Origin of the sequence: Corallococcus llansteffanensis, assembly GCF_003612055.1 — a bacterium.
In the GTDB taxonomy this organism is placed as follows: Bacteria; Myxococcota; Myxococcia; order Myxococcales; family Myxococcaceae; genus Corallococcus; species Corallococcus llansteffanensis.
This window is the reverse complement of record NZ_RAWB01000024.1, coordinates 21,376-36,615: the sequence shown is the minus strand read 5'-3', so window position 1 is coordinate 36,615 and position 15,240 is coordinate 21,376. Positions and strand designations below refer to the sequence as shown.

The following is a 15,240-nucleotide window of genomic DNA, read 5'->3' as shown; positions in this document are numbered from 1 at the left end:
GGGTGACGAGGCTGCGCGCGATGGCGAGCCCCAGCCCGAGCCCGCCCTGGGAGCGGTCCAGGGCCTGGTGCTCCTGCACGAAGAGCTCGAACACGCGGGGCAGCATCTCCGGAGCGATGCCGACGCCGGTGTCGCGCACGGTGACGACCAGCTCCGCGCCCTCGCGCGCGCCCGTCACGGCGATGAAGCCGCCCGGCTCCGTGTACCGCGCGGCGTTGGTGAGCAGGTTGGCGAACACCTGCGCGAGGCGCGTGGGGTCGCCGTCCAGGGCCGTGCCGTGGTCGGGCAGGTCCACCTCCAGCGTGTGCTGGCGCTGCTCGAGCAGGGGGCTCGTCTGCTCAAGCGCCTTGGCCACCACGTCGGTGAGCGAGGTGCGCTCGCGCTTCAGGGTGACCTTGCCCCGGGTGACGCGGCTGACGTCGAGCAGGTCGTCCACCATGCGCACCAGGTGCGTCACCTGCCGCTCGATGAGGGTGCGCTCGCGCTCCGCGGTGGTGTCGCCGCGCAGGCGCATGAGCTGGAGCGCGGTGAGGATGGGGGCCAGGGGGTTGCGCAGCTCGTGGCCGAGCATCGCGAGGAACTCGTCCTTGGCGCGGTTGGCGGACTCCGCCTCGCGGCGCGCGGTGGACAGCTCCGTCACGTCGAAGGCCACGACGATGATGGCCTCCACCTGGCCCCGGGCGTCGTTCATGGGCTGGTAGACGAGGTCGAAGAAGCGCTCCTGCGCGGGCTGCTCGGGGCCGTGGGTGAAGACGGCGCGCACGGACCGGCCGATGAAGGGCTCGCCCGTCGTGTAGACGCCGTCCAGCAGCTCGTAGATGCCCTGGTGGGCCAGGTCCGGGAGCGCCTCGCGGATGCCCTTGCCCATGACCTCCCGGTGCTGGATGAGCTGCAGGTAGCCCTGGTTGGCGAACTCGTAGACGTGCTCCGGGCCGCGCAGGATGGCGATGCCCACGGGCGCGTGCTGGAAGATGCGCCAGAGCCGCTCGGCGTGCGCGGCCTCCAGCGCTCGCAGCCGCGAGCGCGTGAGCTGGGCGGTGACGCGCGACAGCAGCTCGCGGGTGGAGAACGGCTTCACCAGGTAGTCGTCCGCGCCGGCGCCCAGGCCCTCCTCCTTCGCCTCCTCGCCCGCGCGCGCGGACAGGAGGATGACGGGGACGTGGCGGGTGCGCTCGTCGGAGCGCAGGCCCTGGAGCAGGCCGAAGCCGTCCAGGCGGGGCATCATCACGTCGGTGAGGACCAGGTCCGGGGGATGCGCGAGCGCGGCGTCGAGCGCGGCCTCTCCGTCCGGTACCGCCTCCACCGTCCAGTGGGCGCCCAGCAGCCGGCCCACGTACTCGCGCATGTCGGCGTTGTCGTCCGCGAGCAGGATGCGCGCGCGCTCCAGCGGCTCCGACGCTGGAGGGGCCGCGTTCGCCGCGGGGGCGCTCCCCTGCAGCCAGCCCAGCGCGTCGCGCACGTAGGGGTCCGCGCCCGCGAGCAGCTCACGGGGGGGCCGGGCGGACGTCACCTGGTCCTTGGGCAGGTGCGCGAAGCCCGCGGGCAGGCGCACGGTGAACGTCGTGCCGCGGTCCACCTCGCTCTGGACGGAGAGGGTGCCCCCGTGCAGGCGCACCAGCTCGTGCACCAGCGCGAGCCCGATGCCAGAGCCTTCGTGGGAGCGCGCGCGGGCGTTCTGCACGCGGTGGAAGCGCTCGAAGAGGCGGGGCAGTTCGTGCGCGGGGATGCCGGTGCCGGTGTCGGTGACGCGCAGTTCGGCGTGCCCGTCCCGCCAGCGCTGCGCCACGGTGATGCCGCCGCTGAAGGTGAACTTCAGCGCGTTGGACAGCAGGTTGAGGACGATCTTCTCCCACATCTCGTGGTCCACCCAGGCCGGCTCCGGCAGGGGAGGACAGTCGACGTCGAGCACGAGCCCCGCGCGCTCGATGGCGGAGCGGAAGGCGCTGGCGAGGCCCGCGGTCAGCGTCGCGAGGTCGGTGGGCTCATAGGCGGCCTGCACGCGACCGGCTTCGATGCGCGCGAAGTCCAGCAGCATGTTGACCAGCTTGCGCAGGCGCACGGCGTTGCGGTGCACCGTCTCCAGCGCGTCGCCCTGAAGCGCGCGCGGGGGGCTGGCGAGCGCGTCCTCGGTGGGGCCCAGCAGCAGCGTGAGCGGCGTGCGCAGCTCGTGGCTGATGTTGCTGAAGAAGTCCGTCTTCGCGCGGTCGAGCGCGGCGAGCGCCTCCGCGCGCTGGCGCTCCTCCTCGTAGGCGCGGGCGTTGGAGATCGCGGCGGCGACCTGCTCGGCGGTGAGCTGGAAGAACTCCTGGTAGCGCGCGTCGAGCAAGCGCCGGGGGCTGACGCCGCCCACGAGGAAGCCATAGGGCCGCGACTGGCCGGGCCTCGACAGGGCGCGCACCACGGCACGCTGGGGCGGGCTGTTCCAGAGGCCTCCGGGCAGCGCCCCCATGCGCCGGGGCAGGTCCTCCACGGCGACCGCGCCGCCCGTGGCGACGGCCTGGGCGAAGGGCCAGTCGGTGTCGTCTCCGCTGGAGAGCGACTGCTGCCGGGGCAGGGGCTCCAGCGTCGTGTCGGGCAGCAGGGTGCCGCCAACGCGGCGGACGGTGTCGCCGTCCGGATCCAGCAGGTAGAGCAGGGTGAAGGGCAGGTCCAGCGTGTTGGCCGCGAGCACGCCCAGCGCGGAGTGGCACGCCTGTTCGGGAGACTTCGCGTCGGCGCAGCGGGCCGCCAGGTCGCGCAGCGTCCGCATCTGCCGCTCGTGCTGGACCTCCTCGGTGGTCTCCCGCACGGTGACGAGCACGCCGCCCACACCGCCCCGCTCGTCGGGAATGGGGCTGTACGAGAACGTGTGGAACGTCTCTTCCGTGAACCCGCGGCTGTTGATGAAGAGCGACAGGTTCTCGCTCCAGGTCGCGGGCGCGCCTTCGAGCACGCCCCGGGCCATGGGGCCGATGACGTCCCAGATCTCCTGCCAGATCTGCTGGCCCGGAGCGCCGAGGGAGTCGGGGTGCTTGTGGCCGAGCACCGGGCGGTAGGCGTCGTTGTAGATCTGGATCATCTCCGGGCCCCACCACATGAGCATGGGGAACCGGTTGTTGAGCACGACGCCAACCATCGTCTTCAGGCTGATGGGCCAGTCGCACGACGGGCCCAGCGGCGTCCGGGCCCAGTCCAGCGAGCGCACCAGTTCGCCCATCTCACCGCCGCCCGCGAAGTGATGCTCTTCGGAAGGAGCGGTGAACGGGGTAAGGGGCAGGGGCATGCGGTTCTCTGGGAGCCACGGGGAGGGGCGGAGGGGCGCCCCGGCTTCTAGTGGCGAGCGTGGACTACTGCAATCCGCGACGTCGAACTCCGCCAAGCATGAACGACGGTACGCCGGGCGCTCTCCTCGCTGGAAGTAGGACATGGGAGCAAGCGGGCGGTCCTGCTCAGCGCGTCATGGAGGCGTCGGGACAACGACGCGAGGCGGCGGCGAGCCCGCGTCCGGTGCCGGAATCGGGGCGGAGGGCACGGCCGCAGTCGCCTCGGTGTCGGGAGGCACGGCCTTCGCGGGAGGCACGGCCGATGGAGCGGTTGCTGTCGCCGCGGTGTTCGGAGGCACGGCACTCGCGGAGGGCGTGGCCAGTGGAGCGGATGCTGTCACCGCGGCGTTCGCGGACGCGGTGCTCACGGGAGATGTGCCGGGTGGAGCGGGAGGTATCACCGCAGCGCTTGGAGGCACGGCGTTCATGGGAGGCGTACCCGGTGGAGCGGACGCTGTCGTCGCGGTGTTCGGTGACGCGGTGTTCACAGGAGGCGCGCCTGTTGGAGCAGGAGCTGTCACCACGGGGGTCGGAGGAACAGCACTCGCGGCATGCGCGCCCGGTGCACCGGCGGGTGTCACCACGGCGTTCGCGGGGGCCGTGCTCCCCGTCGTCGCCGGAGCCATCGCCGCCGTGCCGCCCACCACGGTCCTCGGTCCCACCGGGGACGACGAGGGCAGCGCGCGGCGGATCTCCGCGCCCGCCGTGGCCACGATGGCGATGGAGATGAACAGGAACCCCGCCGTCTGCGCCACCGTCTCCACGCGCGGTGGAATGCGCCGTCCACTCACGGCCTCGACCGCGAGCAGCAGCACCCGGCCGCCATCCAGTCCCGGCACCGGCACCAGCGTCAGCATGGCCAGCGCCACCGACGCCGCCACCATCGCCCGCACCAGCGCATCCAGGCCTGACGCCGTGGACGACGCGACGTCGGACGACTCCTGGCGCATCAGCGCGCCCGGCCCGCCCCGGCCCGCGACGCCCGGCCCGCGCACCAGCGCCACCAGCGTGGACAGCGCCTCGGAGGCCACCCTCCCGGTGTGCACGACCGACTGGGTGAGCGCCTCGCCGGGCGCGTGCGTGCGGAACACGTACTGCTGGCTCACGCCGATGCGCCCCGCGCCCCGCTCATCCGCGCGAGGCCGCACCCTCACCGTGCGCGGCTCCCCGTGCCGCTCCACCGCCAGCTCCAGGTCGTGGCCCACGCCGTCCGCCACCCGCGTGACGAAGTCCGACCAGCTCTCCAGCGGCTTGCCATCCACGCGCACCAGCTTGTCACCCGGCAGCAGCTGCGCGCGCGCCGCCTCCGAACCGGGCAGCACCGTGCCCACCGTCAGCGGCACCACGACGTGCGTGCCGGACGTGTACAGCGCGAACAGGAGCCCCACCGCCACGGCGTAGTTCGCCACCGGCCCCGCCAGGATGATGCCCATCCGCTTGAGCGGCCCCAGCGTGCCGAACCCCGACGTGTCCTCCTCGCCGGAGCGGTGCGGGTTCATGCCCTGCAGGTTCGCGGACGCCCCCAGCGGCACGGCGCCCAGCACGAACTGCGTGCCGAAGAGCCGGAACGACAGGAGCGGCGGCCCGAAGCCCACGGTGAAGCGCGGCACCCGCACGCCCAGGAGGCGCGCGGCCACCAGGTGCCCCAGCTCGTGCACGAGGAGCAGCGCCCCGAGGGCGAGCAGGACGAACAGGTAGTGCATCCGGGCCCCGGCCTACAGCTTGCGGCGCTTCCCGGTGCGCTTGTACGTCAGGTAGTCGGACAGGATGGTGCCGTGGTCGAAGCAGAGGTCCTTGGGCAGCTCATCCCGCTTGAAGGTCTTCGCCTCCGCCGCGTCGTCCGCGCCCACCGGCTCGCCCTTCGCCTGCGCGATGAACACCGTGGAGATGGTGTGCAGCCGCGGGTCCCGCTTCGGATCCGAATAGCTGAAGAACTGCTCCTCCAGCGTCACGTCCAGGCCCGTCTCCTCCTTGGCCTCGCGGATGGCCGCCTTGTCCAGCGGCTCGCCTTCGTCCACGAAGCCGCCGGGCAGCGCCCAGCCCACGGGCGGGTTGGCGCGGCGGATGAGCACGATGCGCTCGCCGGACAGCTCGATGATGCAGTCCACGGTGGGTTTGGGGTTGCGGTATTCAGGCATGGCGTCGCACTCTACCCCCGCCCCCACGCGAGCGCCCGCTCCGGATGCCTCCCGTGGGCGATGGTGCGTGCCGTGTCTACCCTCCGACGCCTCTGCCTCGTTGCCTTCGCGCTCGCGGCCCCCTCCCTGGCGGGCTGCCTGCCGTACAGCCAGAACGAGGGCGACTACGCGCTCACCCCCACCGAAGTCATGCGCGACGACTGCAACCTCCTGTCGGAGGTGCAGGGCGACTTCCACCTGGGCCTGCAGGTCTCCGGGCGCGTGGTGCGCGCGGACTTCGGCGTGCAGGACATGCAGCTGCTCGGCTACTTCCTGGAGGACGGCGATGCGTTCACCGCTGACGGCAGCGTCGCCAATGTCAGCACCACGACGAATGGCGAGGAGTGCCTGCTCGATCAGGTCCGCGTGCACGTGGACGCGACGACGCAGTGCATGACGCAGTTCAATGGTCAACTACGCTTGGTCTACGCCTCCAATGGTGTCGCGCGCTGCAACTGCGAGCTGTGGGTCCGCTTCGAGGGCGTTCAGGGAAACACCCGCTGCGAAGAGGAGCCTTGAGCCCGGGGGCGCGGGTCCCTACAACAGCAGGGCTGTTCCCACGCGCAAATGAGGGACGCCCATGGCAGACACGCAGGAAATCGTCTCGGTCCTGACCGAGTCCCGCGTCTTCCCCCCGCCCGAGCAGTTCTCCCAGCGGGCCCACATCCGCGGCATGCAGGACTACCAGCGGCTGTGGGACGAGGCCGAGAAGGACCCCCAGAAGTACTGGGGTGAGCGCGCCCGCGAGGAGCTCTTCTGGAAGGAGCCCTTCCAGACGGTGCTGGACTGGAAGCCGCCCCACGCGCGCTGGTTCGTCGAGGGGAAGACCAACCTCACCTACAACTGCCTGGACCGGCACCTGCCCAGGCTGAAGGACAAGCCCGCCATCCTCTTCGAGGGCGAGCCGGGCGACCGCCGGAGCATCACCTACGGAGAGCTGTCCCAGCAGGTGAACCGGCTGGCCAACGGCCTCAAGTCCCTGGGCGTGAAGAAGGGCGACCGCGTGGGCATCTACCTGCCCATGGTGCCGGAGGCGGCCGTCGCGATGCTGGCGTGCGCGCGGCTGGGCGCGGTGCACTCGGTGGTGTTCGGCGGCTTCTCCGCGGAGGCGCTCCAGGAGCGCATGAAGGACGCGGGCGTGAAGGTGCTGCTCACCGCGGACGGCGGCTGGCGCAAGGGCGCGGTGGTGCCGCTGATGAAGAACGTGGAGGCCGCGCTCACGCACGCCACCGGCATCGAGAAGGTCGTCGTGCTCACCCGCACCGGCGACGGCAAGCTGCCGGCGGGGCCGAAGTTCCTCGCGTGGGACGCGCTGGTGAAGGGCCAGTCCGACACCTGCGAGCCGGAGTGGGTGGAGAGCGAACACCCGCTGTTCATCCTCTACACCTCCGGCTCCACCGGGAAGCCCAAGGGCGTGCTGCACAGCACGGCGGGCTACGCGATGATGGCGTCGCTCACCACGCGCTGGGTGTTCGACCTGCGCGAGGACGACGTCTACTGGTGCACCGCCGACGTCGGCTGGGTGACGGGCCACAGCTACGTCGTCTACGGCCCGCTGATGAACGGCGTCACCACGGTGCTCTACGAAGGGGCGCCCACGCAGCCGGGGCCGGACCGCTTCTGGGCCATCATCGAGCGCTACAAGGTCTCCATCCTCTACACCGCGCCCACCGCCATCCGCGCCTTCATGCGGCTGGGTGACGGGCCAGTGAAGCAGCACGACCTGTCCTCGCTGCGCCTGCTGGGCAGCGTGGGCGAACCCATCAACCCCGAAGCGTGGATGTGGTACCGCGACGTCATCGGCGGCGGCCGCTGCCCCGTCGTGGATACGTGGTGGCAGACGGAGACGGGCGCCATCATGATCTCCCCGCTGCCCGGCGCCACGCCCACCAAGCCGGGCTCCGCCACCTTCCCGCTGCCCGGCATCCACGCGGAGATATTGGACCGCGACGGCAAGCGGGTGCCCCGGGGACAGGGCGGCCTGCTGTTCGTGACGAAGCCCTGGCCGTCCATGCTGCGCACCGTGTACGGCGACCCGGAGCGGTACGTGAAGACGTACTTCAGCGAGCTGCCCGGCATGTACTTCACCGGCGATGGCGCGCGCACGGACGCGGACGGCTACGTGTGGCTGATGGGCCGCGTGGACGACGTGGTGAACGTCGCGGGCCACCGCCTGGGCACCGCGGAGGTGGAGAGCGCGCTCGTCGCGCACGCGAAGGTCGCCGAGGCCGCCGTGGTGGGACGCCCGGACGACCTGAAGGGCACCGCGCTGGTGGCCTTCGTGACGCTCAAGCACGGGAATGCTCCCTCGGATGCGCTCAAGAAGGAGCTGGCCGCGCACGTCGCGAAGGAGATTGGCGCCATCGCCCGGCCGGATGAGATCCGCTTCGCGGAAGGGCTGCCCAAGACGCGCTCCGGGAAGATCATGCGCCGGCTCCTGCGCGACGTGGCCGCGGGCAACCACTCCACGCAGGACACCACCACGCTGGAGGACCTCAACGTGCTGGCCGCGCTGCGCCAGAACGACGAGTAGCTCCGACCGCGGGGGACTTCAGGCCGGGCCGTCCTCCGCGCCCTTGCGGGGGCGGCCGTGCTTGTCCCTCACGGCCTCCCGGTCCGCCTTGCTCCACCAGATGCGGGAGCTCCAGAGCGCGGGGCCGAGGACGACGGTGAGGACGAAGAACACCACCAGACCCACCACGATCTCCGTCACGTCTGCCTCCAGGGGCCGGGGCGGAAAACGAGCCGCCGGGCCGGAAAAGAGAACCCTAGCGTCCCCGGCCAGGCACTGCCATGCGGCGGGCAGGCAGGGAAGTAGCGCAACGTCCGGCGCCCATCGGCTCCGCGCATGACGCAGGGCGGTTCCCCGAGGGCCGGGCGCTTTGCTGTCGGGCAACCTGCCTGGGCGGGCAGCGGGCGGCAGTCCTGCTAGATTGCGCCGCCATGAACCGACTCTCCACGACCCTGCTCACCGCGCTGCCGCTGACGGCGGTGCTGGTCGCCCCCACCGCGGATGCCTGCACCAGCATGCTGGTGACCAAGGGCGCCACGACGGACGGCTCCACGTTCATCACCTACTCGGCCGACTCGCACGAGCTGTACGGCGAGCTGTACCACACGCCCGCGCGCCGCCACGCGGCCGGGGCCATGCGCGACGTCATCGACTGGGACACGGGCAACTTCCTGGGGCGCATCAAGCAGCCGCCCGCCACGTACTCGGTGGTGGGCAACATGAACGAGCACCAGCTCTCCATCAGCGAGTCCACCTTCACGGGCCGCAAGGAGCTGGAGGGGCCCGCGGGCCTCATCGACTACGGCTCGCTCATCTACATCGCGCTGGAGCGCTCCAAGACGGCGCGCGAGGCCATCCAGGTGATGACGGACCTGGTGGCGGAGTACGGCTACGCCTCCACGGGCGAGACGTTCTCCATCGCCGACCCGAAGGAGGCGTGGCTGCTGGAGATGATTGGCAAGGGCACGGGCCAGAAGGGCGCGGTGTGGGTGGCGCGCAAGCTGCCGGACGGCGTCATCTCCGCGCACGCCAACCAGTCGCGGATCCGCCAGTTCCCGCTCAACGATTCCTCCTCCACGCTGTACTCGCCGGACGTCATCTCGTTCGCGCGCGCGAAGGGCTGGTACACGGGCGCGGACAAGGACTTCAGCTTCGCGGACACGTACCACCCGCTGGACTTCGGGGGGCAGCGCTTCTCCGAAGGGCGCGTGTGGAGCATCTTCCGCCGCGCGGCCCCGTCGCTGAAGCTGGGCATCGAGTACGCGGACGGCTCGGACGTGACGAAGCGCCTGCCCCTGTGGGTGAAGCCGGACAAGAAGGTGTCCGTGCAGGACGCGATGGCGCTGATGCGCGACCACTTCGAGGGCACGCCGCTGGACATGTCCAAGGACGTGGGCGCGGGGCCCTACGCGGTGCCCTACCGCTGGCGGCCGATGACGTGGGACGTGGACGGCAAGAGCTACGTCCACGAGCGCGCCATCTCCACGCAGCAGACGGGCTTCTCCTTCGTCGCGCAGATGCGCTCCACGCTGCCGGACGCCATTGGCGGCGTGCTCTGGTTCGGCGTGGATGACACGTTCACCACCGTGTACACGCCCATGTACGCGGGCATCCGGCAGGTGCCGAAGAACTTCTCCCAGGGCGTGGCCAGCCGCGGCGACTTCTCCTGGGACTCGTCCTTCTGGGTCTTCAACTGGGTGTCGAACCAGGCCTACGGGCGCTGGAGCGACATGATCGTCGACGTGCAGAAGGCGCAGGGGGAGCTGGAGGGCCAGTTCCTCGCGGATCAGGCCAATGTGGAGAGCATCGCGCAGGTGCTCTACAAGCGCACGCCGGAGCAGGCCCGCCAGTACCTCACCGAATACTCGCTGCAGCAGGGCGACAAGGTGCACGCGCGCTGGCGCAAGCTGGGCGAGCAGCTGCTGGTGAAATACATCGACGGCAACGTGCGGGACGCGCAGGGCAAGGTGAACCACCCCCGCTACCCGGACGCGTGGTACCGCCGCATCGCCGCCGACAACGGCACCATGCTGCAGTCGCGCGAGAAGCCCGAGCCGAAGCCCCAGGCGCCCGCGGCCCCCGCCCCCGTGCCGGCCGTGGCTCCGACGGCCCCGGCCGCGCCGAAGCCCACGGTCGCGCCAGCACCCTGAGTGTGTCCTCCCGGGCCGTGGCGGATATTCGTCCCGGCCCGGGGCCCGCAGGGTGGCCCGGTGTTCGACCCTGGACCCGCGGGGCGCGGAGGCTTCCGGGGGCCTGCTGTTCGCGCGTGTGTCGGTGGGTGGCTTGTGGCAGTCACGGGCCCGGGCGGAGCACGCCCCCTTCCCGAAGGACGGTCTGCTTGAGTGACGCTGCCCCTGTGACGGCCCTCCCGCTTCGGGACGACGAGCTGTCGGACTTCCTCGCTCGCACCAGTCGCACGTTCGCGCTCGCCATCCCACTGCTCGAAGAACCCCTGCGCCGCGAGGTGGGCCTGGGCTACCTGCTGCTGCGCGTCGCCGACACGCTGGAGGACGCCGCATCCTGGCCTCGCGAGGCCCGGCGCGAGGCACTGGCCCGCTTCGAGGCCCTCTTGAAGGAGGACCCGGAGGCCGACCCGGAGGCGCTGGCGCGCGACTGGCGGGAGCGCCGTCCGAGCGAGGACACAGGCTACCTGGACCTCGTCGCGCGCACCCCCTCGCTGCTGGCGAGCCTGGACGCGCTGCGCCCGGAGGCCGGCGCCATCCTGCGCCACTTCGTCCTCAAGACGGTGCAGGGCATGCGCGAGGTGCTCTCGAGCGCCACCGCCGAGGGCCTGCTGGCGCTCGATTCACTCCAGTCCCTGCGTGACTATTGCTACATCGTGGCGGGATTGGTGGGGGAGCTGCTCACGGAGCTGTTCGTCCTGGACCCGCGCCTCACGCCCTTCTCCCCGAACCTGCGCGCCCTGGCCCCGCTGTTCGGCGAGGGCCTGCAGCTGGTCAACATCCTCAAGGACGCCCGGCAGGACGAGAAGGAGGGGCGCTCGCTCCTGCCCCCCAACGTCCAGCTCCAGGACGTGGAGCAGCTCGCGCGCGAGGACCTAGTCGCGGCCGCGCGCTACGTGCGCGCCCTCTACGGCGCGGGCGCCTCCCGGGACGTGCTCGCCTTCACCACGCTGCCCCTGCTCCTGGCACAGGCCACGCTGGAGCTGCTGGTGCGCGACGGCGCCGGTGCCAAGGTGTCCCGCGCGGTGGTGACCACCCAGATGATCGCCCTCCAGGCCGCGCTGGAGCGGGGCGCGCTCCCGGAGGCCGTGGAGGCGCTCGCCGGCCCCACCCCGTGACACCTTGCGTCGATTAGTGGGTAATCCAGTGTATTCGTCTTGAACTGGATGTTCACGTTTTGGTGACTTGGCGGCTATTCCTGGGAGTGGCACAACCGTCATCACCCCGTCATGCCGGCGGGGCGGATTTCGGAGACAACCCTCATGAAGAACCTGTTCAAGAGCCTGGTGTTGGCGTCTGGGATGGCGTTGGCGGTCGGTTGTGGCGGTGGGATGGAGGCCGAGGAGGCCACCCCGGCGACGCCTGACGAGCGTGGCGTGACGCAGGAGGCGCTGCCCGTCTGTGGCTCGGGCCTGGACTGCCGCGGCTACTCCGTGTCCGGCTCGTCCGCCTGCATCCAGACGCCGACGTCCACGCGCGCCGTCTATTGTTGCCCGAACGGCCAGCGCGTCTACCACAACGACGCGGGCCAGGAGTTCTGCGCCTAGGACGTCCCGTGGAGGGGGCCGTCCCCGGTCCGGCCCGGTGCATCGCGAGGTGCGCCGCGCGGGACGGGGACGGTTCTGTCTCCCGGGCAGCAACTTCTGGGCACCTATACAGGATAATTCCGGTGTTGGTGTTCCCCCTCGGAGTGCTGCCCCCATGAACTGCGTCCGCTCGACCCCCGCGGTCATCGTCTATTTCCCTTCGCGTCCGGACGCGGCGCCCCTGAAGGTGTCCCGCCGGCCCACGAGGGTGGAGCGCCCCGGGCTTCCTGGGATGGACGGGCTGCCCTTCGCCGCCGCGCGTCAGCGCGGACTGTGGACCTTCCAGACGCCGATGGGGCCGGAGCGGTGGCTGCCCGGCCGGGTGCGGGGGCAGGCCCGGATGCAGGCCTTCCTGGTGGACGTGCTGGGGTTTGGCGGCCTCATCCAGGGGTACGACGTCGCGGCGGACACGCGCAGCGACTCGATTCCCGGGCACCCGGACTTCGCGAAGAACTTCGACCTGTTCCTCCACCACTACGCGGGCGCGCTGCTCAAGCGGATGCTGCCGGAGCCCGCGTTCGCGCTGGCGCTGGGGCAGGTGGTGATGCTCAACGGCCAGCAGTGGGCCGGGCTGGGCTTCACGCTGACGGAGGCCGGCCAGCGGCTGGTGGAGGGGTGGCTCGTGGAGCAGGGTGTGGTGCTCGGCCTGGCCGCTTGAGCCCGGGCCCCGGGGCCCTCCTGTGCGACCCGGCCGGCCCGCCGGGTCGCCTGCCTCCGGAGGGACCCGGGAGGCCATGGAGAGCCTCTGGGCGGACGGCGGGATTCCGGATAGGGGTAGGGTGATGACTGCCCTGGCCTATCCCATGCCGCTGTGTGTCGCGCCGATGATGGACTGGACGGACCGGCACTGCCGGTTCTTCTTCCGTCAGATCTCGCGCCACACCCTGCTCTACACGGAGATGGTGACCACGGGCGCGGTGCTGCACGGCAAGCGCGACCGCCTGCTGGGCTTCACGCCCGCCGAGCACCCGGTGGCCCTCCAGCTGGGAGGCTCGGAGCCGGAGGACCTCGCGGCCTCCGCGCGGATTGGCGAGGAGTGGGGCTACGACGAGATCAACCTCAACGTGGGCTGCCCCAGCGACCGCGTGCAGTCCGGCCGCTTCGGCGCGTGCCTGATGGCGGAGCCGGACCTCGTGGCCCGGGGCGTGGCCGCGATGCGGGCCGCGGTGCGCATCCCGGTGACGGTGAAGTCGCGCATCGCCATCGACGAGATGGAGGAGTGGCCCACGCTGGAGGACTTCGTGCGGCGCGTCTCCGCGGCGGGCTGCACGCGCTTCATCGTCCATGCGCGCAAGGCGTGGCTGAAGGGCCTGAGCCCCAAGGAGAACCGGGACGTGCCCCCGCTGCGCTACGACCTGGTGTACCGGCTGAAGGCGGAGTTCCCGCACCTGGACATCAGCCTCAACGGCGGCGTGAAGACGCTGGACGCGGCGGCCGGGCACCTGGCCCACGTGGACGGCGTGATGATGGGCCGCGCGCCCTACGAGTCGCCCTACGTGTTGGCGGACGCGGACCGGCGCTTCTTCGGCGGCACAGAGGCGCCCCCCACGCGGCACGAGGTGGTGGACGCGATGCTGCCGTACATCGAAGCGCAGCGGAGCCAGGGCGCGCCGCTGGGCGCCATCACCCGGCACATGCTGGGCCTCTTCCAGGGCCTGCCGGGGGCGCGTGCGTGGCGCCGTCACCTGAGCGAGAACGCCCACGAGGACGGCGCCGGCCCGGAGGTGGTGCTCGCCGCCGCCGCGAAGGTGCCGCGCGATGCGGGCCTCCAGGCCGTGGCCTGAAGTCCCGCGCTGGCAACGCTCCCAGGCTCAGCAGATGCCGCCGCGCTCCCAGGGTGGCCCTGCGTATGGCTGGGGAACAGCTTCACGCTACTCCCCTTCAGGGAAGTTGCTTAGGGACGCGGTGCGCTGGGAACCCGCCTGCGTCCTGCGGGTACCCGGCTCATACTATTTCGGACCAAGCGTCATGAGTACCTCAGCAACTCCGTCCGCGTGCTGCTGGTTCTCCTGGGCCACCGTGCGGAAGCCACACTTCTCGAGGACGCGGATCGACCCGACGTTGTGGACAGCGACCCACGCATGGAGCGGACGAATCGGCTCAAGCACGAGGAACTCCGAGAGCGCCCGTGTCGCGATGCCCTTGCCCCAGTGCTCGCGACCCATCCAATAGGCGACGAGGCGCTTGCCGTCCTGTTCCCAACTGCCGATGTACCCAGCGACCAGGCCGCCAACGACGATGGTGCGGGTCACGTTCTCGGGGCGGAGAACCTTCGTGCGCCAGTGGGTCAGGAAGGCATCGCGTTCCCGCGACGGGAATGCGGCCATGCGCAGCGCGACCGCGTCCCGTTGGTGCTCGAAGAAGATCGGGAGGTCTTCATCTATAACGTTGCGCAGGTTCACCAAGAGAGCCGGTCTCCGCGAGCCGAGTGACGAGCCGACTCTAGCCCGCGTCCCACGCCAGGGTCGATGCTGCCGTGCCCCGCGCCACCGCTCCCGTCCTTCGCGACACCCTCTCTGCGCGACTCCCACCGTCGTCTCCTGGCGCCCCGTCAACGCGCGCCTCATGGTGAGCGCCGGGGCCAGGTTGCCTCAAACTGGATGTAGCCAGCCGACGACGCACACCTCGGCTGGGAACCGGCCTGCGTCCTGCGGACATCGCCTTAACGGACCTACCTGAAGCAGGTTGGCTAGAGGAGCCTGTCCATTCCGCGAACGACTCCGACGAACTCGTGCACCCGGCGGATGGCGAGCAGCGTGCCCGCGACGTAGGGCGTCGCTCCGGGTCCGCCGTCGTAGGAGAGGGTCAGCCGTTCATCCTGCTGACCGAAGCGGATCTCCAGGCCGATGGTGTAGCCGGGGAGGCGCATCGAGTGGATGCGCGATTGGTTCACCGTCGCTCCGCGCGCGGCGACATCCCCGACGGTCTTCTCCACCGGAACCTCGACCTCGGGAGCCCTCACCTCCGACAGCCGCCACGCCAGCTCCCGCGCCGTCCCGCTGGGGGCGTCCATCTTCCCGGCGTAGGCGCTGTCGAGGATCTCCCACGACGGCAGGTGCCGGGCGGCTTCAATGGCGAAGCGCTGCAGCAGCGCGGCGGTGATGGCGAAGTTGCCCACCGCGAGCACGCCTACCTTTGCGCTCCTGGCGGCCTCATCCAGCTCGCGAAGGTCATCGTCCGTCAGGCCCGAGCTGCCGACGACCGCGTGTCGGCCGGTGCGGACCGCCGCCAGCACGTTGTCCTTCACGGCCACGGCGCTGGTGTAGTCCACGAAGACGTCCGAAGGGACCGCCAGCGCGTCCTCGACGGAGCCGCTGATGGTCAGGCGCCCCAGCGACTCACCTCGGGCGCGGCGTGCCACGGCCGCCACCAGCTCCAGGTCTTCCGCGGCTTCGACCGCCGCCGCGAGGGGTTGTCCCACCCAGCCAGTCACTCCTGCGATGCAGACGCGAATCATCCCTCATGCATATCAGACGTTGC

The 15,240-nt window shown here is 71.0% G+C and carries 13 protein-coding genes; 7 read left to right on the top strand and 6 right to left on the bottom strand.

From position 1 onward, the window contains the following. The 3 genes from D7V93_RS03990 to D7V93_RS03980 form a co-directional block, all read right to left on the bottom strand. On the bottom strand, positions 1-3,262 hold a 3,262-nt coding region (locus D7V93_RS03990), incomplete at its 3' end, for an ATP-binding protein (RefSeq protein ID WP_120642089.1). A 174-nt stretch (positions 3,263-3,436) separates the two neighbouring features. Next, positions 3,437-5,005: a M50 family metallopeptidase gene (locus D7V93_RS03985; protein ID WP_244237096.1), complete on the bottom strand. Its 1,569-nt coding sequence runs from the start codon at positions 5,003-5,005 to the stop codon at positions 3,437-3,439. A 12-nt stretch (positions 5,006-5,017) separates the two neighbouring features. After that, positions 5,018-5,440 (bottom strand): NUDIX domain-containing protein, encoded by a 423-nt coding sequence (locus tag D7V93_RS03980; protein ID WP_120642084.1) that lies wholly within the window; start codon positions 5,438-5,440, stop codon positions 5,018-5,020. Positions 5,441-5,512: 72 nt separating this feature from the next. Here D7V93_RS03980 and D7V93_RS03975 point away from each other — a divergent pair, with 72 nt between their 5' ends. After that, complete coding sequence (locus D7V93_RS03975; protein ID WP_244237095.1) at positions 5,513-5,998, top strand: hypothetical protein; 486 nt, start codon at positions 5,513-5,515, stop codon at positions 5,996-5,998. 61 nt (positions 5,999-6,059) lie between these two features. Then, positions 6,060-8,012, top strand: coding sequence for an acetate--CoA ligase (gene acs / locus D7V93_RS03970; RefSeq protein ID WP_120642082.1), 1,953 nt, complete (start codon positions 6,060-6,062; stop codon positions 8,010-8,012). A gap of 18 nt (positions 8,013-8,030) precedes the next feature. Here the strand turns inward: acs and D7V93_RS44755 are convergent, their stop codons facing one another. Beyond that, a complete protein-coding gene (locus D7V93_RS44755) occupies positions 8,031-8,192 on the bottom strand; it encodes a hypothetical protein (protein WP_158623644.1) in 162 nt (53 codons plus the stop codon). A gap of 230 nt (positions 8,193-8,422) precedes the next feature. Between D7V93_RS44755 and D7V93_RS03965 the strand changes: the two genes are divergently transcribed. From D7V93_RS03965 to dusA, 5 genes are all read left to right on the top strand, one after another. Beyond that, on the top strand, positions 8,423-10,141 hold the full coding sequence (locus D7V93_RS03965; RefSeq protein WP_120642081.1) for a dipeptidase: 1,719 nt from the start codon (positions 8,423-8,425) through the stop codon (positions 10,139-10,141). Positions 10,142-10,329: 188 nt separating this feature from the next. Further along, positions 10,330-11,292, top strand: a complete 963-nt coding sequence (locus tag D7V93_RS03960; protein WP_158623643.1) for a squalene/phytoene synthase family protein — start codon at positions 10,330-10,332, stop codon at positions 11,290-11,292. A gap of 144 nt (positions 11,293-11,436) precedes the next feature. Continuing rightward, a complete protein-coding gene (locus tag D7V93_RS03955; RefSeq protein ID WP_120642079.1) occupies positions 11,437-11,721 on the top strand; it encodes a hypothetical protein in 285 nt (94 codons plus the stop codon). A 154-nt stretch (positions 11,722-11,875) separates the two neighbouring features. Next, positions 11,876-12,418: a hypothetical protein gene (locus tag D7V93_RS03950; protein ID WP_120642078.1), complete on the top strand. Its 543-nt coding sequence runs from the start codon at positions 11,876-11,878 to the stop codon at positions 12,416-12,418. Positions 12,419-12,542: 124 nt separating this feature from the next. Next, positions 12,543-13,544, top strand: coding sequence for a tRNA dihydrouridine(20/20a) synthase DusA (dusA, locus tag D7V93_RS03945; protein ID WP_120642077.1), 1,002 nt, complete (start codon positions 12,543-12,545; stop codon positions 13,542-13,544). Between the two features lie 165 nt (positions 13,545-13,709). On the opposite strand, the gene D7V93_RS03940 is transcribed toward dusA, so the two are convergent. Next, positions 13,710-14,162: a GNAT family N-acetyltransferase gene (locus D7V93_RS03940; protein ID WP_120642088.1), complete on the bottom strand. Its 453-nt coding sequence runs from the start codon at positions 14,160-14,162 to the stop codon at positions 13,710-13,712. Between the two features lie 287 nt (positions 14,163-14,449). Next, on the bottom strand, positions 14,450-15,217 hold the full coding sequence (locus D7V93_RS03935; RefSeq protein ID WP_120642076.1) for a 4-hydroxy-tetrahydrodipicolinate reductase: 768 nt from the start codon (positions 15,215-15,217) through the stop codon (positions 14,450-14,452). Between the last annotated feature and the right edge of the window lie 23 nt (positions 15,218-15,240).

What these genes read in the sequence shown, in the direction of transcription:
- D7V93_RS03985 (WP_244237096.1), bottom strand. Translation starts at nt 5,005, where the DNA reads ATGCACTACCTGTTCGTCCTGCTCGCCCTCGGGGCGCTGCTCCTCGTG.
- D7V93_RS03980 (WP_120642084.1), bottom strand. Translation starts at nt 5,440, where the DNA reads ATGCCTGAATACCGCAACCCCAAACCCACCGTGGACTGCATCATCGAG.
- acs (WP_120642082.1), top strand. Translation starts at nt 6,060, where the DNA reads ATGGCAGACACGCAGGAAATCGTCTCGGTCCTGACCGAGTCCCGCGTC.
- D7V93_RS03965 (WP_120642081.1), top strand. Translation starts at nt 8,423, where the DNA reads ATGAACCGACTCTCCACGACCCTGCTCACCGCGCTGCCGCTGACGGCG.
- D7V93_RS03955 (WP_120642079.1), top strand. Translation starts at nt 11,437, where the DNA reads ATGAAGAACCTGTTCAAGAGCCTGGTGTTGGCGTCTGGGATGGCGTTG.
- D7V93_RS03950 (WP_120642078.1), top strand. Translation starts at nt 11,876, where the DNA reads ATGAACTGCGTCCGCTCGACCCCCGCGGTCATCGTCTATTTCCCTTCG.
- dusA (WP_120642077.1), top strand. Translation starts at nt 12,543, where the DNA reads ATGACTGCCCTGGCCTATCCCATGCCGCTGTGTGTCGCGCCGATGATG.
- D7V93_RS03935 (WP_120642076.1), bottom strand. Translation starts at nt 15,217, where the DNA reads ATGATTCGCGTCTGCATCGCAGGAGTGACTGGCTGGGTGGGACAACCC.